Source organism: Burkholderia latens, from assembly GCF_902499045.1.
Lineage (GTDB): Bacteria > Pseudomonadota > Gammaproteobacteria > Burkholderiales > Burkholderiaceae > Burkholderia > Burkholderia latens.
The window spans coordinates 48,460-68,278 of record NZ_CABVPL010000028.1 but is presented as its reverse complement, the minus strand read 5'-3'; the positions used below and the strand labels follow the sequence as shown (position 1 = coordinate 68,278).

General features: G+C 68.1%; 16 protein-coding genes. 3 read left to right on the top strand and 13 right to left on the bottom strand.

The features are described 5' to 3' along the window. The first annotated feature begins 262 nt into the window (after positions 1–262). Together BSE24067_RS19340 and galU are read left to right on the top strand one after the other, a co-directional pair. A complete protein-coding gene (locus tag BSE24067_RS19340) occupies positions 263–3,130 on the top strand; it encodes a valine--tRNA ligase (RefSeq protein ID WP_151064066.1) in 2,868 nt (955 codons plus the stop codon). A gap of 88 nt (positions 3,131–3,218) precedes the next feature. After that, a complete protein-coding gene (gene galU / locus BSE24067_RS19335) occupies positions 3,219–4,103 on the top strand; it encodes a UTP--glucose-1-phosphate uridylyltransferase GalU (protein ID WP_151064065.1) in 885 nt (294 codons plus the stop codon). Between the two features lie 60 nt (positions 4,104–4,163). On the opposite strand, the gene BSE24067_RS19330 is transcribed toward galU, so the two are convergent. The 7 genes from BSE24067_RS19330 to BSE24067_RS19300 all read right to left on the bottom strand — a co-directional run bounded on the left by BSE24067_RS19330 (position 4,164) and on the right by BSE24067_RS19300 (position 11,574). Continuing rightward, positions 4,164–4,778, bottom strand: coding sequence for a DUF4136 domain-containing protein (locus BSE24067_RS19330; protein WP_151064063.1), 615 nt, complete (start codon positions 4,776–4,778; stop codon positions 4,164–4,166). 37 nt (positions 4,779–4,815) lie between these two features. Then, complete coding sequence (locus BSE24067_RS19325; protein ID WP_151064062.1) at positions 4,816–7,203, bottom strand: CHASE2 domain-containing protein; 2,388 nt, start codon at positions 7,201–7,203, stop codon at positions 4,816–4,818. A gap of 10 nt (positions 7,204–7,213) precedes the next feature. Beyond that, positions 7,214–8,575 carry a FecR family protein gene (locus BSE24067_RS19320; RefSeq protein ID WP_151064061.1) on the bottom strand — a complete coding sequence of 454 codons (1,362 nt, stop codon included), beginning with the start codon at positions 8,573–8,575 and terminating at the stop codon, positions 7,214–7,216. Further along, the gene (locus BSE24067_RS19315) at positions 8,572–9,276 is read right to left on the bottom strand and encodes a response regulator transcription factor (protein ID WP_151064060.1); all 705 of its coding nucleotides are present in this window, start codon (positions 9,274–9,276) and stop codon (positions 8,572–8,574) included. Before BSE24067_RS19315 ends, BSE24067_RS19320 begins: the two co-directional genes overlap by 4 nt. Positions 9,277–9,544: 268 nt before the next feature. After that, positions 9,545–10,024 (bottom strand): peptidase, encoded by a 480-nt coding sequence (locus BSE24067_RS19310; protein WP_151064058.1) that lies wholly within the window; start codon positions 10,022–10,024, stop codon positions 9,545–9,547. Between the two features lie 232 nt (positions 10,025–10,256). After that, positions 10,257–10,484, bottom strand: a complete 228-nt coding sequence (locus BSE24067_RS19305; RefSeq protein WP_006753156.1) for a sulfurtransferase TusA family protein — start codon at positions 10,482–10,484, stop codon at positions 10,257–10,259. Between the two features lie 154 nt (positions 10,485–10,638). Continuing rightward, complete coding sequence (locus BSE24067_RS19300) at positions 10,639–11,574, bottom strand: LysR family transcriptional regulator (RefSeq protein ID WP_151064057.1); 936 nt, start codon at positions 11,572–11,574, stop codon at positions 10,639–10,641. A 115-nt stretch (positions 11,575–11,689) separates the two neighbouring features. Here BSE24067_RS19300 and BSE24067_RS19295 point away from each other — a divergent pair, with 115 nt between their 5' ends. Then, positions 11,690–13,210 carry a CoA-acylating methylmalonate-semialdehyde dehydrogenase gene (locus BSE24067_RS19295; protein WP_151064056.1) on the top strand — a complete coding sequence of 507 codons (1,521 nt, stop codon included), beginning with the start codon at positions 11,690–11,692 and terminating at the stop codon, positions 13,208–13,210. Between the two features lie 62 nt (positions 13,211–13,272). Here the strand turns inward: BSE24067_RS19295 and BSE24067_RS19290 are convergent, their stop codons facing one another. From BSE24067_RS19290 to BSE24067_RS19265, 6 genes are all read right to left on the bottom strand, one after another. After that, positions 13,273–14,157, bottom strand: a complete 885-nt coding sequence (locus BSE24067_RS19290; RefSeq protein ID WP_151064055.1) for a MurR/RpiR family transcriptional regulator — start codon at positions 14,155–14,157, stop codon at positions 13,273–13,275. Between the two features lie 315 nt (positions 14,158–14,472). Continuing rightward, positions 14,473–15,645, bottom strand: coding sequence for a Gfo/Idh/MocA family protein (locus BSE24067_RS19285; RefSeq protein WP_151064054.1), 1,173 nt, complete (start codon positions 15,643–15,645; stop codon positions 14,473–14,475). A gap of 77 nt (positions 15,646–15,722) precedes the next feature. Beyond that, positions 15,723–16,649: a TIM barrel protein gene (locus BSE24067_RS19280; protein WP_151064053.1), complete on the bottom strand. Its 927-nt coding sequence runs from the start codon at positions 16,647–16,649 to the stop codon at positions 15,723–15,725. An 85-nt stretch (positions 16,650–16,734) separates the two neighbouring features. After that, positions 16,735–17,748 (bottom strand): bifunctional inositol 2-dehydrogenase/D-chiro-inositol 1-dehydrogenase, encoded by a 1,014-nt coding sequence (gene iolG / locus BSE24067_RS19275; RefSeq protein WP_151064052.1) that lies wholly within the window; start codon positions 17,746–17,748, stop codon positions 16,735–16,737. Between the two features lie 74 nt (positions 17,749–17,822). Then, positions 17,823–18,737, bottom strand: coding sequence for a sugar phosphate isomerase/epimerase family protein (locus BSE24067_RS19270; protein ID WP_151064051.1), 915 nt, complete (start codon positions 18,735–18,737; stop codon positions 17,823–17,825). A 37-nt stretch (positions 18,738–18,774) separates the two neighbouring features. Then, on the bottom strand, positions 18,775–19,800 hold the full coding sequence (locus BSE24067_RS19265) for an ABC transporter permease (protein ID WP_040143986.1): 1,026 nt from the start codon (positions 19,798–19,800) through the stop codon (positions 18,775–18,777). Positions 19,801–19,819 lie beyond the last annotated feature (19 nt).

The window sequence follows — 19,819 nt, the reverse complement described above, 5'->3', positions numbered from 1 at the left end:
AATCTTCGTTGACGCCGCCCATGCGGCGGCAAATGTCGGTCGTATCACTCCATTCTCCTTAGTGGCGACGGCAGACTGGTGCGGCAGGGAGCCCCCGCCAACTCAAAGCCTCCGCCCGACCCGCAAGTTAGCCGTCTCGACACGCGTCAGCAATTGGACACGTACGAACCTGACTGCAAGCCGCGAACGGCTCACTCGCCGCCTGGCGATTTATAATGAGCGGTTCAAGTCTCCAACAAGCATTTTTCGGCAAATTTCCACCATGAGCGACAGCACGCTGGCGAAGAGTTTCGAGCCCCACACCATCGAGTCCCAATGGGGGCCCGAGTGGGAAAAACGCGGCTATGCCGCACCGGCGTTCGACCCGGCGCGCCCCGATTTCGCGATCCAGTTGCCGCCGCCGAACGTCACCGGCACGCTGCACATGGGCCACGCGTTCAACCAGACGATCATGGACGGCCTCGCGCGCTATCACCGGATGCTCGGCGAGAACACGCTGTGGGTGCCCGGCACCGACCACGCGGGGATCGCGACCCAGATCGTCGTCGAGCGCCAGCTCGATGCGCAGGGCGTGTCGCGCCATGACCTCGGCCGCGAGAAGTTCGTCGAGCGCGTGTGGGAATGGAAGGAGAAGTCCGGCTCGACGATCACCGGCCAGGTGCGCCGCCTCGGCGCGTCGACCGACTGGTCGCGCGAATACTTCACGATGGACGACAAGATGTCGGCCGCCGTGCGCGACGTGTTCGTCACGCTGTATGAACAGGGCCTGATCTATCGCGGCAAACGCCTCGTCAACTGGGATCCGGTGCTGCTCACCGCCGTGTCGGACCTCGAGGTCGTGAGCGAGGAAGAAAACGGCCATCTGTGGCACATCCGCTATCCGCTCGCCGACGGCTCGGGCTCGCTGACCGTCGCGACCACGCGCCCGGAGACGATGCTCGGCGACGTCGCGGTGATGGTCCATCCGGAAGACGAGCGCTACGCGCACCTGATCGGCAAGCTCGTCACGCTGCCGCTGACGGGCCGCGAGATCCCGGTGATCGCCGACGACTACGTCGATCGCGAATTCGGCACCGGCGTCGTGAAGGTCACGCCCGCGCACGACTTCAACGACTATCAGGTCGGCCTGCGCCACAACCTCGCACCGATCGAGATCCTGACGCTCGACGCGAAGATCAACGACAACGGCCCCGAGCAGTATCGCGGCCTCGACCGCTTCGACGCGCGCAAGGCGATCGTCGCCGACCTCGACGCGCAAGGGTTCCTCGACTCGGTGAAGCCGCACAAGCTGATGGTGCCGCGCGGCGACCGCACGGGCGTCGTGATCGAGCCGATGCTGACCGACCAGTGGTTCGTCGCGATGACGAAGCCGGCGCCGGAAGGCACGTTCAATCCGGGCAAGTCGATCACCGAAACGTCGCTCGACGTCGTGCGCAGCGGCCAGATCAAGTTCGTACCGGAAAACTGGACGACCACCTACTATCAGTGGCTCGAGAACATCCAGGACTGGTGCATCTCGCGCCAGCTGTGGTGGGGTCATCAGATTCCCGCATGGTACGGCGAGAACGGCGAAGTGTTCGTCGCGCGCGACGAGGAGCAAGCGCGTGCGCAGGCCGCGGCGAAGGGCTACACCGGCGCGCTGAAGCGCGACGAGGACGTGCTCGACACGTGGTTCTCGTCGGCGCTCGTGCCGTTCTCGTCGCTCGGCTGGCCGAACGAAACGCCTGAACTGCAGCACTTCCTGCCGTCGTCGGTGCTCGTCACCGGCTTCGACATCATTTTCTTCTGGGTCGCCCGGATGGTGATGATGACGACGCACTTCACCGGCAAGGTGCCGTTCCACACCGTGTACGTGCACGGCCTCGTGCGCGACGCGGAAGGCCAGAAGATGTCGAAGAGCAAGGGCAACACGCTCGACCCGATCGACATCGTCGATGGCATCGACCTCGACACGCTGGTCGCGAAGCGCACGACCGGGCTGATGAACCCGAAGCAGGCCGCGACGATCGAGAAGAAGACGCGCAAGGAATTCCCGGACGGCATCCCCGCGTTCGGCACCGATGCGCTGCGCTTCACGATGGCGTCGATGGCGACGCTCGGCCGCAACGTGAACTTCGACCTCGCGCGCTGCGAAGGCTATCGCAACTTCTGCAACAAGCTGTGGAACGCGACGCGCTTCGTGCTGATGAACTGCGAAGGCCACGACTGCGGCGCCGACAAGCCGGACGTGTGCGGCGCGGGCGACTGCGGCCCCGGCGGCTATCTCGACTTCTCGGCGGCTGACCGCTGGATCGTGTCGCTGCTGCAGCGCACCGAGGCCGACATCGCGAAGGGCTTCGCCGACTACCGCTTCGACAACATCGCGACGAGCATCTACAAGTTCGTGTGGGACGAGTACTGCGACTGGTACCTCGAACTCGCGAAGGTGCAGATCCAGAACGGCACGCCGGAACAGCAGCGCGCGACGCGCCGCACGCTGCTGCGCGTGCTGGAAACGGTGCTGCGTCTCGCGCACCCGATCATCCCGTTCATCACCGAAGCGCTCTGGCAGAAGGTCGCGCCGCTCGCCGGCCGCTATCCGCAAGGCAAGGCCGAAGGCGAAGCGTCGCTGATGACGCAAGCGTATCCGGTCGCGAACCTGCAGAAGATCGACGAGGCGTCCGAACAATGGGCGGCCGACCTGAAGGCGATCGTCGACGCATGCCGCAACCTGCGCGGCGAAATGAACCTGTCGCCGGCAACCAAGGTGCCGCTGCTCGTGGCCGGCGACGCCGAACGCCTGCGCTCGTTCGCGCCGTACGTGCAGGCGCTCGCGCGTCTGTCGGAAGTGCAGATCCTCGCGGACGAAGCAACGCTCGACCAGCAAGCGCACGGCGCGCCGATCGCGATCGTCGGTCCGAACAAGCTGGTGCTGAAGGTGGAGATCGACGTCGCGGCCGAACGCGAGCGCCTGTCGAAGGAAATCGCGCGCCTGACGGGCGAGATCGCGAAGTGCAATGCGAAGCTCGGCAACGAGGCGTTCGTCGCGAAAGCGCCGCCGGCCGTGGTCGAGCAGGAGCAAAAGCGGGTTGCGGATTTCCAGAGCACGCTCGACAAGCTGCGCGCGCAACTCGATCGGTTGCCTGCGTAACAAACGGTAAGGTCGTTTGCGTTCACTATAATCGGAACGTGAACATAGACTGTTCTGACAAGTCGATTACAGGAATAAAGGTTCGATCATGTTGAAAGTCACCAAGGCAGTATTCCCCGTCGCCGGCCTCGGCACGCGGTTCCTGCCGGCAACGAAGGCGAGCCCGAAGGAAATGCTGCCGGTTGTCGACAAGCCGCTGATCCAGTACGCAGTCGAGGAAGCGATCGCCGCGGGCATCACGGAAATGATCTTCGTGACCGGGCGCAGCAAGCGCGCGATCGAGGACCACTTCGACAAGTCGTACGAGGTCGAGGCCGAACTCGAAGCGCGCGGCAAGGAGAAACTGCTCGAACTCGTGCGCAGCATCAAGCCGAGCCACGTCGACTGCTTCTACGTGCGCCAGCCGGAAGCGCTCGGCCTCGGCCATGCGGTGCTGTGCGCGGAGAAGCTGGTGGCCGACAACCCGTTCGCGGTGATCCTCGCCGACGACTTGCTCGACGGCAACCCGCCGGTGATGAAGCAGATGGTCGACGTGTTCGACCACTATCACAGCTCGGTGATCGGCGTGGAAGAGATCCCGCCGTCGGAGACGAAGTCGTACGGGATCGTCGACGGCAAGGAGTGGGAAGAGTCGATCGTCAAGATGTCGGCGATCGTCGAGAAGCCGGCGCCGGAAGTCGCGCCGTCGAACCTCGGCGTGGTCGGCCGCTACATCCTGAAGCCGCGGATCTTCGAGCACCTGCGCGCGCTGAAGCCGGGCGCGGGCGGCGAACTGCAGCTCACCGACGCGATCCAGGCGCTGCTCGCCGACGAGCAGGTGCTTGCGTACAAGTACCAGGGCACGCGCTACGACTGCGGCAGCAAGCTCGGCTACCTGAAGGCGACGGTCGAATTCGCGCTGCGCCACCCGGAAGTCGGTACCGAGTTCGACGCGTACCTGCGTTCGCGCGCAAACGGCCAACCGGCCGCCTGAACGCGGCAGGGGCCCGCGCCGCGTGCGCGGGGGCCCCGCCCTTACCTGTCGGCCCGCGCGTCAGCGCGCGGCCGCCGGCTTCACCGAGACGACGCCCGGCATCGCGCCCGCGTCGTCTTTTTTCGTCTTCACGAGCCAGCCGTCGCCGGGCTCGAACGGCAGCTTCGCCAGCGCGCTTTTCACCAGCGTCGGCGCGGCTTGCCGCGAGCCCGCGTCGCGATCGCGCAGCGACGCCGACACGCGATAGACGTCCGCACCCGACTTCGCATCGACGAAACGCAGCGTCAGCACGTGGCGATAGATCGTGCCCGCGAACGGCAGCGCGAACGGCGCCGGCCCGTCCACCGTCACGCACGCGCTGCTCGCCGCGCCGCACTGCTCGGCCGTGGCCGCGACCGACGCCGGCTGCGTCGCATACGCGATCGACAGCCGGTAGCGCGCGGCCTGCGCCGGCTGCGCGTCGAACCCGCGGCGAGCGAGTTCGTCGTGCACGAGCGTCTCGATCTGCCGGTAGTCGGCATCGTCGGCCTGCGCGGCCGTGCGAACGAACGCGTAGCCGTGCGCGCCGGACGCGAACGCATCCGGCCGGCCGAGCGCGCTCACGCCGGTCGTGACGCCGGCGCAACCCGCCAACAGCGACACCGCGAGCGCGGCCGCTGCCCATTGCTTTCTCATGACTTCCCCCAAATGCCTGCCGTCGTGCCCGGCCCTGTCAGGCGGACGGCTCGTCGATCGCCGGCAGCGACACCGTCACCGCGGTGCCGACACCGACTTCGCTGTCGACCGTCACGCTGCCGCCGTGGCGCGTGACGACCGTCTTCACGAATGCCATGCCGAGCCCGGAGCCCGAGATCTCGGGCCGCTCGCCGGCATGGAACCGCTTGAAACGTTCGAACAGATGCCGCTGATCTTCCGGCGCGATCCCGTAGCCCTGATCGCGGACCGTGCAGAACATCCGTTTCGATGCATGCTCGACCGTCAGCGTACACGTGATCACCGTGTCCGACGGACTGTATTTGACCGCGTTGTTCAGCAGGTTGACGAACGCGCGCGTAATCAGCGAGCGGTCGGCGCGCGTCCAGCCCATGCCGGTACCGACGTCGGTATCGATGCGGATGCGCTTGGCCTGCGCCTGCGGCCAGACTTCGTCGCTCGCGTCGATCAGCACGTCGACGAGGCTCGTCGGTTCGAGCTGGTACGCCTGCGACTCCGCGCGCGCCAACTGGACGAACTCGTCGGCGAGCGACAGCGCGCGGTGCGCATAGCGCTCGATCCGCGCGAGCAGCCCGCGCATCGCGTCGGATTCGACGCGATCGCGCTCGATCTCGACGAGCGCGAGAATCGACGACTGCGGCGAGCGCATGTCGTGCGACAGCAGGTGCAGCGCTTCCTCGCGCTGGCGCTCGGCCGCATGCAGCTCGGTCACGTCGACGAGGCCCGCAATCCAGCCGGTTATGCGGCCCTGCGCGTTCGTACACGGCGCGTAGCGTAACAGATGGTCGAGCCCGTCGCGGTCGCGCACCTCGATCCCGCGCGCCATCGCATCGTGTTCGGCGCCGAGCGTCGGATCCAGCGCGGCCGGCCAGTGTTCGCGGATCGCGACGTCGTGCTCGGCATTGCCGTCGACGGTCTTCATGAAGGTCAGCTCGCCGAGCGCGGCGCGCAGCGGCCGCCCTTCCGGCAGCGGCAGCGCGAGCCGCGACCCGTAGCGCTTCGCCGCGTGGTTCGCGATCAGCACGGTGCCGGCCAGGTCGGTGACGAAGATCGGCTCCGGCATGCTGTCGAGGCTGTCCCACACGAAGCGCTTCATGTCCTGCACGCGCTGCGCGGCCTGCGCCATCAGCGCCATCTGGCGCTCGAGCACGTCGCCGCCGACGCTGCGCGTGCGCGGCGCCTCGGGCAGCAGGTGCGGTTCGTCCGCGAGGCGTTGCAGCTCGCGGCGCAGGTACGACATCGTCATCTCGAGGCGCCGCCAGTTCCAGATCGGGTACACGGCGATCAGCCCGAAGATCGCCGGCGCGGGCGACAGCCACACGCGCGCCTCGAACAGCAGCGCGACGCTCGCGACGACCGCCAGCGCGGCGAGGCTCAGCGTCAGCAGCAGCGCACGCCACGGCGACAGCATCAGGAAACCGCCGAGCAGCACCGCGAGCGGCAACAGCGACGCGGCGAACAGCCCCGCGCGCGACATGGGCAGGATCGCACTGCCGGTCGTCAGCATGTCGAGCACGTTCGCGTGAATGTACACGCCGGCGAGCGGGCCGAACTCGCCCGACACCGGCGTCGCGAACCGGTCGTACAGGCCCGACGCGGTCACGCCGACGACGACGATCTTGCCGCGCAGCGCGTCCGGTTTCACGCGCCCTTCGAGCACGTCGTCGAACGACAGCGTCGGATACGCGGGGGTGTTGCGGCTGAACGGAATCAGATAGCGGCCCTCGCCCGCCGCGTCGCGCGACAGGTCGTGCGCCTCGGCGCCGGGCGTGCCGCCGGCCGGATGCAGGCGGCCTGCCCGGATCGCACGGTAGACCGGCACCATCAGCTGCGGCCAGCGCACGCGCCCGTCGCTTTCGAACAGCGCGACGCTGCGCACGATGCCGTCGGGATCGACTTCGAGGTTGATGTGACCGAGCCCCGTCGCGCGCGCCGCGAGTTCGGCCACCGGCGGATCGACGGTCCGCGTGCCGTCCGCCTGCTCCGGGCTGAGCAGCACGGGCAGGAACGTCGGCACACGGGCCATCGCGTCGGCGAATGCGCGATCCTCGGGCGACTGCTCGGTAAACAGCACGTCGTAGACGACGGCAGTAGGCTGCGCGCGCGCGAGCGTGTCGAGCAGCCGCGCATGCACGCTGCGCGGCCACGGCCAGCGGCCGAGCGCCGACACGCTGTGGTTGTCGATGTCGACGACGACGACGTCGGGCGACAGCGGCAGGCTGCGCAGCATCAGCAGCCGATCGTAGATCAGCCCGTCGACGCTCGACGACAGCCGGCCGAGCGCGCACGCGAGGATCACCGCGATCCCGAGGCAGCCGATCGCGATCCATTCGATGAGGAAGCGGCGGCCGAGGCGCCGCCGCGGGGAAACGGAGTCGGGTTTCATGCGCCGCGGGTCAGCGCGACAACGTGAACGCGCTGACCGGACTCGTCTTCTGATAGAACTTGCCGCCTTCGAATTCCTCGACCGTCACCGCCCAGTAGTAGTCGCCGGGCGGCAGGTGCGCGACGGTGATCTTGCGCGCCTGCAGGCCGACCTGGTCGACGACGGGTGCGCCGAGATCCTTCGAACGCGACAGCACGAACCGGTAGCGCGCATCCTTGCCGGCGCCGTTCGGCGACCAGCGGAACTCGTAGCCGCCCGCGCCCGGCGATGCGGTCGCGTCGAGCCCCATCTGGCGCCGCTCGAACGCATAGGTGCGCGGCAGGCCTTCGAGGCCGTTCGCGTCGATCGCGGCGACCCGCACGAAATACGTGCCGTTCGGCACGTCGCGGAACACCGCGCGCAATGAATCGGTACGCGTTTCGCGGAACAGGTCCAGCAGTCCCGCGTCGCGCGCGAGCTGCAGCCGGTACGCGCGCGCATCGGGAAGCGGCGCGATGTCGAACGCGACGTCGGGCTCGTCCTGCACCTTGTCCGGATGCGCGAGCGCCGGCGCGGGCAGCAGTTGCACGGGCGCGCCGACCGCGCCGGACGATGTCGCGACGCTGCCGAAGCTCGCATGCACGAGCGTCGGATCGGCCGGTCGCCGCTTTCCCGCGACACCGACGGTGCCATCGAGCACTTCGACGCGCGTCACCGCGTTGCCGGCCGCGTCGTAGTTCACGCGGAACCGCGTGCCGCGCACGCCGGCCACGACCGACGGCGAGCGGATCTGGAAGCGGTCGTCGCGCTTCTTCAGGTGCGTGACGTCGCTGTCGACCGAGCCGCGCGTGAGCTCGAACTCGCGGTCGAGCGTGCCGGTCAGCACGGTGCGGCGCAGCGTCTTCAGGTTCAGCTGGGTGTCGGGCGGCAGGCTCATATGCGTGCCGTCGGCCAGTTCGAGCGTCACGAAGCCGTTCGCGCCGGTGCGCACGCGATCGCCCTCGTTGAGCGTCGCATCGTCCGCGAGCGGCACGTATGCATCGCCGGACGCGCGCTCGGCCGAGCCCTGCACCGCGACGACGCGCGCGGTCAGCTTTTCCTTGCGCAGCCGCGCGACCGGCAGCTTCAGCGCGATGCCGGGCTGCAGGCGCTTCGGCGCAGGCACGCCGTTGAGTTGCTGCAGCAGTTGCCAGTCGTCCGGCCCCTGCAGATAGCGCGCGGCGACGTCGTACAGCGTGTCGCCGGCGTGCGTGCGGTACACGATCGTCTTGCCCTGGGCGGCCGGCGGCTGCGCAGCCGCCTGCTGCGCCGCGAACGCGAACGCGAGCGCGCAACCCGCGCCGAGTGCGGCCGTGCGCAAACGCGCGATGCGCGGCGTGACACGCGCCCTCACTCCGGTTCTCCGTGACCGACCCGCTCGAGCCGGTAGCCGTAACCGTAGATCGGCGCGAGGCGATAGCCGTTTTCCGGCCGCAGGCCGAGCTTCGTGCGCAGCATCGAGATGTGTGTGTCCATCGTGCGCGACGGAATGTCGGTCGCCTGCTTCCACACGAGATCGAGAATGTGCGCGCGCGACAGCGGCCGGTCGAGATGCTGGAACAGCAGCAGCGCGAGCTCGAACTCCTTCTGCGTGAGGCTCACGGCCTTGTCGCCGACATACGCCTGCTTCAGGTTCACGTCGAAGCGGAACTGGTCGAACTCGCGAACGGTTGCCTCGACGTTGATCGGATACGCGCGGCGCAGCAGCGAGCCGATGCGCGCGCGCAGGATCGGGCCCGAAACGGGCTTGACCACGTAATCGTCGGCGCCGGCGTTGAGGATCTGCGTGATCCCCGCCTCGTCGTCGCGGCTCGTCATGAAGATGATCGGCAGGCTGTGCTCGGTCTGGTTCGCACGCACCCACTTGAGCACTTCCTCGCCTGACATGTCCGGCACGTTCCAGTCGAGCACGAGCAGATCGAACGTCTCGCGTTGCAGACGCTTCTTCAGGGCCTTGCCTTCCTTGAACGCATAGCACGTGTGGCCGGCGGCCGTCAGTGTTTGACTGACGAAATCCGTCTGGGCCGGATCGTCATCCAGTACAGCAATTCTCATAGCACCCCGCAAATCGAAATCGGTTCGTCCAGTTCAGCTACCCGCGCTCAGCCGCCATGCGCAATGCGCCTGCGCGGCTCCCGACACCGGCCGGCGAGCCGCCATTTGCCGCCCGCGCGACCTGCGCGGCGCGACGCCCCGGCAAATATCTCAAAAACGGGGCACGGACGAACCGGCGATTTCATCATAGTAGTATGAAATTCGCCGAGAAATTGCGCGGACTACGGTCCTTTGTTCGAATAATCCTTCCCGTCGCGCGATCTCGCGCTTAATCGGCGTCCGTGATGCGGGCCAGCGGCTCCGCATGGTCGCCGGGCGGTACGCGCAGCCGGTCCGCCGGCGACGCTTCGGCCTGCCGTCGCGTCGGCTGCTCCGGCATGGGTTGCCCGAGCATGGGCTGCGCCAGCATCCGCCCCAGGTCACGACGCACGCGCTCCCACGCCGTCGCCGCATAATCGGGCTGGCTGGCCGCCCACGCGTGCGCCAGATCGAACACCCGCCCGATCGTCGCGCCGCAATACGTGAGGCCCGCGCCGTCGTTCCGCGCGGCGTCGCGCAGGCGCTCGTCGAGCGACTCGGCGAGCCACGGCATCTCGGCCGCCGCCGAATCGGCATACGCCTCCAGCGCGGCACGCGCGTGGCGATCCTGTTGCGGATCGAGCTCGATCCGGCTCAACCCGGCCGTACGTGCGGCCGCGATGCTTTCCGCCGCGGACGGACTTCGAATGGTCCCTGGTCTGAAGGGCATGTCCTCTCCCCGTTTGTACGACGGTAGCTTCGGGCATGGCCCCCGTGCCCGCCTCATGGCGTACCGTGGCCGATGCATCCATCCGAGACGGACGACCGGCCGGGCCAGTATACGCAGCCGGTCGCGAGACGAGGTTTAAGAATTGTCAGAGGCGCGGAGCGCCGGGTGGCGCGGCCCGACTGCATCGGACCCTGCCCGGCGGCGTGCCGCGAGAGGCGCGTGATGCGGGCCGTCAGCGGCGGCGCATCAGGAACACGAATGTCTTGTCCTGCGTCGTCACTTCGACGATCTCGTTGCCCGTCTGCTTCGCGAACGCGGCGAAATCGCGTTGCGAGCCCGGGTCGGTCGCGAGCACCTTGAGGATCTGCCCGCTTTCCATATCGGCGAGCGCTTTCTTCGCGCGCAGGATCGGCAACGGGCAGTTGAGCCCGCGCGCGTCCACTTCCTTGTGAATCTGCATCGGCTGTCGACCTTCGAATGACGCGCCACACAGGCGCGGGAGGAAGCGGCGATTTTACCGCAGCGCAGCCGCGGCTGCCCGCGCTGCCGACGGCCGCGCCGCGCGGCGCGGCAGGCGGGTACTCGCCCCCCCGTCACGCGCCTTCGTGCACGCGTCACGAGCCCGAGAAACCGCCCGCGAGCCGCTCGCGCAGATGCCGCACGAGCGCGCGCACCGCGCTCGGCACGACGGGGCTGTACGGCCGAATCGCGAAGATGTGGTCGCCGAACGCGCCCGACGGCCGCCAGCCGTCGAGCAGCGCGACGAGCCGGCCGGCGTCGAGATCGCGCCGCGCGCTGAAATCCGGCAGCAGCGCGATGCCGAGCCCGCCGAGCGCAGCCTCGCGCATCGCCTCGCTGTTGTTCGCCGCGAAGCTGCCGCGCACCGGCACGCTCACGCGCTGGCGCCGCCGGCCGTCCGGCTCGAAGCTCCAGGCGGCCGGCTCGTTGTCGCGCAGGTAGCACAGGCAGCTGTGGTCGACGAGTTCGCTCGGATGGCGCGGCGCGCCGCGCGCGTCGAGGTAGTCGCGGCTCGCGACCAGCAGCGAGCGCGTATCGCACAGTTTCCACGCGACGTGGGTCTGCGGCGCGGTGGTCGTGTGACGGATCGCGAGGTCGAAGCCCTCCTGCGTCAGCGAATGCAGCCGATCGGACAAGTCGAGCTCGATCTGCACGCCCGGATGCTGCCGCAGGAACTCCGGCAGGTGCGGCACGATCTGCTGGCGCCCGAGCGCAACCGGCGCGGTCACGCGCAGCAACCCGCGCGGCTCGCCGGCCAGGTCCTTCACGCGCGCGAAGTGCTGGCCGATCGACTCGAACGCGTCGCGCGTACTGTCGACCAGCGTCTGGCCCGCGTCGGTGAGCCGCACGCTGCGCGTCGTGCGCCGCACGAGCGGTACGCCGGCCGCCTTCTCGAGATCGGCGATGCGCTGGCTCATCGCGGCCTTGCTGATGCCGAGCCGCTGCGCGGCGGCCGTGAAGCTGCCGGCCGCGGCGAGCACCGTCAGCGAGTGGATATGCGGCCAAAGCGCCTGGACATTTTGCTGATTCATTCATCGATTATTCAGAATTCTGAACAGTGAATCAAGCTGCGCGGCCTTCTCCCGCCCCGCCGCTTTGCCTAGACTAGGTTCCGTCCACCCCCATTCCCGTCCCCAGGAGACACGCATGACCACGGTTCCCGCCTATACGTCCGACGCCGACGTCGGCCACTACATCGACGGCGCGCCCGTCGCCGGCCGCAGCGGCCGCTTCCAGGACGTCTTCAACCCGGCGCTCGGCCGCGCAGTGCGCCGCGTCGCGCTCGCCGGCGACGACGAAGTGCAGCGCGCCGTCGCGTCCGCCCGTGCGGCGTTCCCGGCGTGGGCCGACACGCCGCCGATCCGCCGCGCACGCGTGCTGCACCGTTTCCTGCAGCTGATGAACGAACACCGCGACACGCTCGCGGCAATCATCACGGCCGAGCACGGCAAGGTGTTCTCGGATGCGCAGGGCGAGGTCGCGCGCGGCATCGACATCATCGAATTCGCATGCGGCGTGCCGCAACTGCTGAAGGGCGACTTCACCGACCAGGTCAGCACCGGGATCGACAACTGGACGATGCGCCAGCCGCTCGGCGTCGTCGCGGGCATCACGCCGTTCAACTTCCCGTGCATGGTGCCGTGCTGGATGTTCCCGGTCGCGCTCGCGACGGGCAACACGTTCGTGCTGAAGCCGAGCGAGCGCGACCCGTCGGCCGCGCTGTTCATCGCCGACCTGCTCACGCAGGCAGGCCTCCCCGCCGGCGTGTTCAACGTCGTGCAGGGCGACAAGGGCGCGGTCGACGCGCTGCTCGATCACCCGGACGTGCAGGCCGTCAGCTTCGTCGGCTCGACGCCGATCGCGGCGTACGTGCAACAGCGTGCAGTGCAGTCGGGCAAGCGCGTGCAGGCGCTCGGCGGCGCGAAGAATCACCTGGTCGTGATGCCGGACGCGAACATCGAGCAGGCCGTCGACGCGCTGATCGGCGCCGCATACGGCTCGGCCGGCGAGCGCTGCATGGCGATCAGCATCGCGGTGCTGGTCGGCGACGTGGCCGACAAGATCGTGCCGGCGATCGCCGAGCGCGCGCGCAAACTGGTGATCGGCGACGGGATGTCGCCGGAAGTCGAGATGGGGCCGATCGTCACCGGCGATGCGCTCAAGCGCATCGAAGGCTATATCGAGCAAGGCGTCGGCGAAGGCGCGCAACTGGTGGTCGACGGCCGCGGGCTGCGCGTGCCGGGCCGCGAGGCGGGCTTCTTCACCGGCGGCACGCTGTTCGACCACGTGACGCCCGACATGCGCATCTACAAGGAAGAGATCTTCGGGCCGGTGCTCGGCTGCGTGCGCGTGAAGGACTTCGGCGAAGCGGTCGACCTGATCAATGCGCACGAGTTCGGCAACGGCGTTTCATGCTTCACGAGCGACGGCGGGATCGCGCGCGAATTCGCGCGGCGCATCCAGGTCGGGATGGTCGGCATCAACGTGCCGATTCCGGTGCCGATGGCGTGGCACGGCTTCGGCGGCTGGAAGAAGAGCCTGTTCGGCGACATGCACGCGTACGGCGAGGAAGGCGTGCGCTTCTATACGCGGCAGAAGTCGGTGATGCAGCGCTGGTCGTCGAGCATCGGCAAGGGCGCCGAATTCGCGATGCCGACCGCGAAGTAAGCCGCGGCGACGCGCCGCCCGCCGACGGAATGCGCGGGCGGCCGTCGAATCGAACGCGGGCGTCAGCCGGCCTTCGTGCCGTGTGCGCCGTCGGCGGTCGGCCGGTAGGACAGCTCGAGCCGGTACGCGAGCGCCACGAACAGGCTCTGCGCGAGGCCCATCGTCGCGGTCAGCGCGCGGAACCCGAACGTCGCGCTGTCCTGCACCATCAGCGTCACCTCGGCCTCCCGAGCGAGCGGGCTCATCCGGCTGTCGGTGATCGCGATCAGGCGCGCGCCGCGCTGCGCGGCCTGCTGTGCGACCTGCACCGTTTCTTCCGCGTACGGCATGAACGAGATCACGATCATCACGTCGCCCTTGCGCACCGAGCGGATCTGCCCCAGATGCATGCTGCCCAACGCGCTGAACAGGCCGATGCGCTTGTCGGTGTGCTGCAGCGCATAGTCGAGATACACGGCGATCGGAAACGCGCGGCGCGAGCCGGCGATCCAGATCGCCTGCGTGTCGGCGAGCAGGTCGACGGCCCGCGCGAGCGCGTCGGGGTCGAGCGTCTGCCGCAGCTGCTGCATGCCCGCAATGCTGCCCTTGATGAATTCGTCGGCGATCTGCTCGGGCTGCAGGCTCGACTCGCCCGATTCGATCACGTCGCGCACGCGCAGGTTGTACGCGCGGCCGGGCGCGATCTGCTGCGCCAGCCCTTCGCGAAACAGCCGCTGCATCTCGGAGAAGCCCGAAAAACCGAAATGCTTCGCGAACCGGACGACGGCCGACGGCTGCACGCCGCACGCTTCCGCGAGCGACTGGATGCCTTCCAGGCCCAGCTGGTCCCGATGCGTTTCCACGTGACGCGCAATCACCTTCAGGCGATTGCTGAGGCCGTCGTACTCCTGCGTCAGATGCTGCAGGAACGCCTCGACGGTGGCGGGTGGTTTCTCGGATGAACTCATCGGATAGCGCGAAGTTGTCGGCCCCGATGCGCGCGCCGCCTGCGCGTGCGCCCGGGACTCACCTATGGACATGCATGAAGGGCGAATTTAATCACGTTTGCGGCACGGCCCGCACCGCACGCTCGCTCCCACGCGCTCGACCCTCACCTGCACACGCTCCACGGCCGGAATGGCAACGATTTTCCGACGCCGTCGCCGGGCCGTAAAGATTAGGGCGTCTACCGACGCCGATGACGCCGATGCGCACGGCAACGCCGATGGCCGCAGGCAGCCGCTGTTGGCCGCGGCCGACGCCGCGCATCGGCCGCGGCCGGCTCAACGATAGTCGACCCACACGCCGCCCGCATCGGCGGACCGCACGCAATTCTCGACCCACCGCACACCGTCGACGCCCGCATGGACGTCCGGAAAGCGAATGTGCTTCAACGCCTGCGCGTCGCCGCGATCGGCCGCGTCCATCGCGAGCGCGAAGCGCGCATACAGGTTCGACCATGCTTCGAACAGCCCTTCCGGATGCCCGGCGCCGATGCGGTCTTCGCGCGTCGCGTTCGGATGCAGGTACGGCATCCCGCGATCGAGCACCTGCGCGGGCTGCCCCTGGATCTCGTAGCGCAACTGGTTCGGATGTTCGTCCCACCATTCGACGCTCGCCTTCGACCCGATCACGCGCACCTTCTGCCCGTGCATCGAGCCCGCGTTCACCGCGCTCGACCACACGTAGCCGATCGCGCCCGTGTCGTATTCCATGATCGTGAACGCGTTGTCCTCGAGCGGCGCGCGGCTCTTCACGAAGCTCTGCCGCGAGCACATCAGCCGCTTGATCTTCAGTTCCGGCGCCATCACTTCGGAGATGTACAGCGGGTGCGTGCCGATGTCGCCGAGCACGTAGCTCGGCCCCGCGAACTTCGGGTCGACGCGCCAGCGCGCGGCCGCGCTCGCGGCTTCGACGCCGTCGCTGTGAAAGCCGTGCGCGAATTGCATCTGCACGATGCGGATTTCGCCGAGATCGCCGCGCGCGATCATTTCGCGCGCCTGCTCGATCATCTGGTGTCCGGAATAGCCGTACGCGACGCCGACGACGCGGTTCTTCTCGATCGACAGCCGCTGCAGCGCCTCGGCCTCCTCGGTCGTGAAGCACAGCGGCTTCTCGCATATCACGTGCAGGCCCGCGTTCAGCGCCGCGCGGCAGATTTCGAAGTGCGTGTTGTTCGGCGTCGCGATCGACACCGCGCGGATGCCGTCCGCGCGCTTCGCCTCGGCGTCGAACATCGTCCGGTAGTCGGGGTAGCAGCGGTCCGCGGCGACGCCGAGCCTCACGCCGAACTGCCGGCCGCGTTCGGCATCGATGTCGAACGCGCCGGCCACGAGCTGGAAGCTGCCGTCGCGCAATGCGGCCGACCGGTGGCTGTAGCCGATCTGGCTGCCGAGGCCGCCGCCGACCATGCCCCAGCGAATGGAATGTCCGAGCAGAATCTGTCCGTCGATCATGATTGTCGTGTTCCTGTTCGTGTTCAGGTGTTCAGGTGTTCATTCAGTCTGTGTGCACAGGTCCGGCAGACGGCCGATCACGCGAACCCGGCCGACGCGAGAAACGCGCGGCTCGCCGCGACGTCGCGCAGGCTCGTGCCGGCATTGCGCGGATCGCGCTCCTGTTCGATCGTGATGTAGCCCGCATAGCCGATGTCGTCGAGCGCGCGGCGGATCGCGCGGTAGTCGAGCACGCCGGTGCCGATCGGGCACATCACGCCGCGCGCGCACGCCGCGAAGAACGCGATGTGCTCGCCCATCACCGCGTCGTACACGGCCGCGTCGATATCCTTGAAATGCACGTAGTCGAGCCGCGCCGCGTGACGGCGCAGCCATGTCTCGGGATCCATCCCCGAGTAGTACAGGTGGCCGGTGTCGAGACAGAGGCCCGCCGTCTCGGCCGCGATATCGGCGACGATCCGATCGATCTCGTCCGCGAACTCGATGTAGCCGCCCGCATGCGGATGGATCACCGCACGCACGCCGAATTCGTCGCGCGCGAGCGTCGCGATTTCGCGAATGTGATCGACCATGCGGGCCCAGCGCTCGGCGGACAGCCGCGGCGCACGATCGGCGTGGCCGGCCGCGTAGTCGCGTTCGTCGTGCCCCCAGTCCATCACGACCAGGTACGGCGCCGCATGGCGCTGGCCCGGCTGCGTCGCCAGCTTCGGCAGGCGCGTGATCAGCGCGCAGATCTCGCGCGTCTGGCGCAGCAGGTTCGGCAGGTTCTCCGGCGATACGAGATCGTCGAAGATCGTGCCCGCGGTGATGCTCAAGCGCTGCCGCTCGAGCTCCGCGCTCACCACGTCGAGCTCGAGCGGGATGTAGCCGTACGGGCCGAGCTCGATACCCGAATAGCCGGCCTGTGCGGCTTCGGCGAGCACGTGCCGCCACGGCGGCAGGTGCGGGTTCTTCACGTCGTCCACGCCCCAGCAGCAAGGCGCGCAGCCAATCTTCATCGTCATGTCGGTCAGTCCATCAGGAAAGCGGCGCGCGGCCGCGAGCGTGGCAGCGTCGGCGCGCGGCCCGATGCCAGCGTGTTCAGCCTGCTCAGCCGCGATAGAACGCCGGCCGCTCGGCCATCGCGATCGGCTCGACCGCGCCGCTGCGCTGCGCGCGCACGCACGCGTCGGCCGCGACGGCCGCCGCATAGCCGTCCCACGCGGACGGGCCGGTCAGCGCGCCCTGCCGCACGCCGTCGATGAACGCCTGCAGCTCGACGTCGTACGACGCGATGAAGCGCTCCTTCCAGTCGGTCATGATCTCGACCGACTTGCGCGCCGCGTGCTTGAGCCCGACCGCGGGCGGATCGGGCAGCTTCGCGATGCCGTTCTCGCCGACCACCTCGCACTGGATGTCGTACCCGTACTGGCAGTTCACGAAGATCTCGACGTCGATGCGCACGCCGTTCGCGGTTTCGAGCAGCACGATCTGCGGATCGGCGAGATGCGCGCTCGCATGGCGCGTCTTCTTCGGGTAGACGACCTGCGCGCTCGTGTAGTCGTCGCCGAGCAGCCAGCGCAGCACGTCGAGCTCGTGGATCAGCGTGTCGGTGATCGCCATGTCCGTGGTGTAGCGCTCGCCGACCGACTGGTTGCGGTGCGCGCAATGCAGCATCAGGGGCGCACCGATTTCGCCGCTGTCGATCACGCGCTTCAGCGCGCGATAGCCTTCGTCGTACGGACGCATGAAGCCGACCTGCACGAGCCGCTTGCCGTGCGCGACCTCGGCCTCGACGATGCGCATGCAGCCGTCGGCCGTCACCGCGAGCGGCTTCTCGCAGAACACCGGCTTGCCGTGCGCGATCGCGTCGAGCACGAACGCTTCGTGCGTCGGCCCCCACGACGTGACGAGCACGGCCTGCACGTCGGCGGCCGCGACCACTTCGCGGCCGTCGCCGTAGATTTCCGCGTCGAGCCCGTACTTCGTCACCGCGTCGCGCGCCTGCTGCGGATCGATGTCGTTGACGGCCACCACGCGCGCGCCGGACAGCGTGCGCGTGAGCCTGCGGATATGGTCCTGGCCGATCGCGCCGCAGCCGATCACGCCGATTTGCAAGGTCATCCGGATATCTCCAGTCGTTCGTTCATCAGCGGCGCGGCCCGTGCCGCGCCGGTCAGCGAAAGGTCAACAGCGGGTCAGCGCGCGGCCGCCCGCTCGAAATGGCGCTCGACGTAGCGCTGGATCGTGTCGCGCATGTAGCGCGACGACGCTTCCGCGCGGTCCTCCCACGCGAATACGCACGACGACATCACGCCGTCGAAACCCACGTTGCCAAGCGCGCCGAAAAACACGTCCCAGTCGATCTCGCCCTGCCCGATGTCGAGATGCTGATGCACGCGAATCTGGTTCGAGCCCGGCGGGTTCACGATGTAGCGCAGCTGGCTGCTCTTGCGGTGATCGAACGTGTCGGCCACGCGCACGTGCGCGAGAATCGGCGCGGCGGCCGCGATCATCGCGGCCATGTCGTCGCCGTAATAGAACGTATGCGGCGCGATGTACGACAGCTTCAGCGACGGCGAGCCGATGTTCGTGACGATGTCGATCGCCGGCTGCAACTGTTCGATCCAGTCCTCCGGATGCGGCTCGACCGACAGCACGATGCGTTCGCGCTCGAGGATCGGCAACAGCTCGTCCATCGATCGGAACCATGCAGCTTCGCACAGCTCCTTCGGATTCGCGCCCGGCCGCTCGCCGACCGAGCGCTCCGGCGACGCGCCGCGCCCGAATTCGGACACCATCAGCGGGCATTCCATCTCGAGCGCGACCTCGATCGCCTTCTTCCAGCAGCGCACGGCCCATTGCCGCTCGTCGTCGAACGGGCTGGCCCAGCGGTACATCGGCTGCAGCGACGCGAGGCTCACGCCGCTTGCGCGCATCGCTTGCCGGAACGCGGCCATGCGCTCGCGCGTCGCGCGCGGCATCACCCACCAGTCGAGAAAGTCGCTGCGCGGCGACAGCTCGATCTGGTCGTACCCGAGCTCGGCGACCGCGTGCGGCAGCCGGTCGAGCGGCAGGTGGCGAATCATGTAGGGATCCAGAGCGATCTTCATCTTCTTCCCGTAAGGTTGCGTGTCCGGCCGCGGCGAATCAGCGGCGCGACTTCTTGTTGCGATACTGGTCGGCGATCACGGCCGCGACGATGATGGCGCCCTTGACCATCTCCTGGTAGTACGCGTCGATCCGGATGAACGTGAAGCCCGACGTCATCACGCCGAGGATCAGCACGCCGATCACGGTGCCCGTCACGCGCCCGAGGCCGCCCGACAGCGACGTGCCGCCGATCACGACCGCGGCGATCGCGTCGAGCTCGTACATCACGCCCATGCCAGACTGGCCGGAGATCGCGCGCGCGGCCGTCACGGTGCCGGCGATCCCGCTCAGGAGGCCCGCGATCGCATAGACGAACACGAGGTGACGGGTCACGTTGATGCCCGACACGACGGCCGCATGACGGTTCGCGCCGATCGCATACGTGTACTTGCCGAAGCGCGTGTAGCGCAGCACGACGTGGAAGATCGCGGCCACCACGACGAAGATGATCACCGGGTTCGCGCCCGCGCCGATCGCCGCGAACTGGTCGGTCAGCATCGACACCGGCATCCCGTTGGTGAACCACTTCGCGAAGCCGCGCGCGGCGACCATCGTGCCGAGCGTCGCGATGAACGGCGGGATGCCGGTCAGCGCGATCAGCGAGCCGTTCAAGAGGCCGACCAGCAGCCCGACGCACACGCCGGCGAGCACCGGCCAGATCACCGGCAGGTCGGTCAGATGCGGAAACACCGCGCGCGGAAAGTCGGACACCTGCGCGAGACTGGCCGACACGACGGCCGCCGCGGCCACGACCGACCCCGACGACAGATCGATGCCGCTCGTGATGATCACGAGGTTCACGCCGACCGCGATGATGCCGATCACGGCCATCTGCAGCACGATGATCTCGAGCCGCTCCGCGTTGAACAGGAAGCTCTGGCCGACGACGAGCCAGCCGATCACCTCGAAGAACAGGCTGATGCCGACCAGCACGAGAAAGATGCTCAGTTCCGGCGGCCACTTCGCATGCCGCGTCTTGATCGTCATGGACTGCGCGTCCGCGACCGGATTCAGGTTGCCCATTTCAGTTGTCTCCATGCTT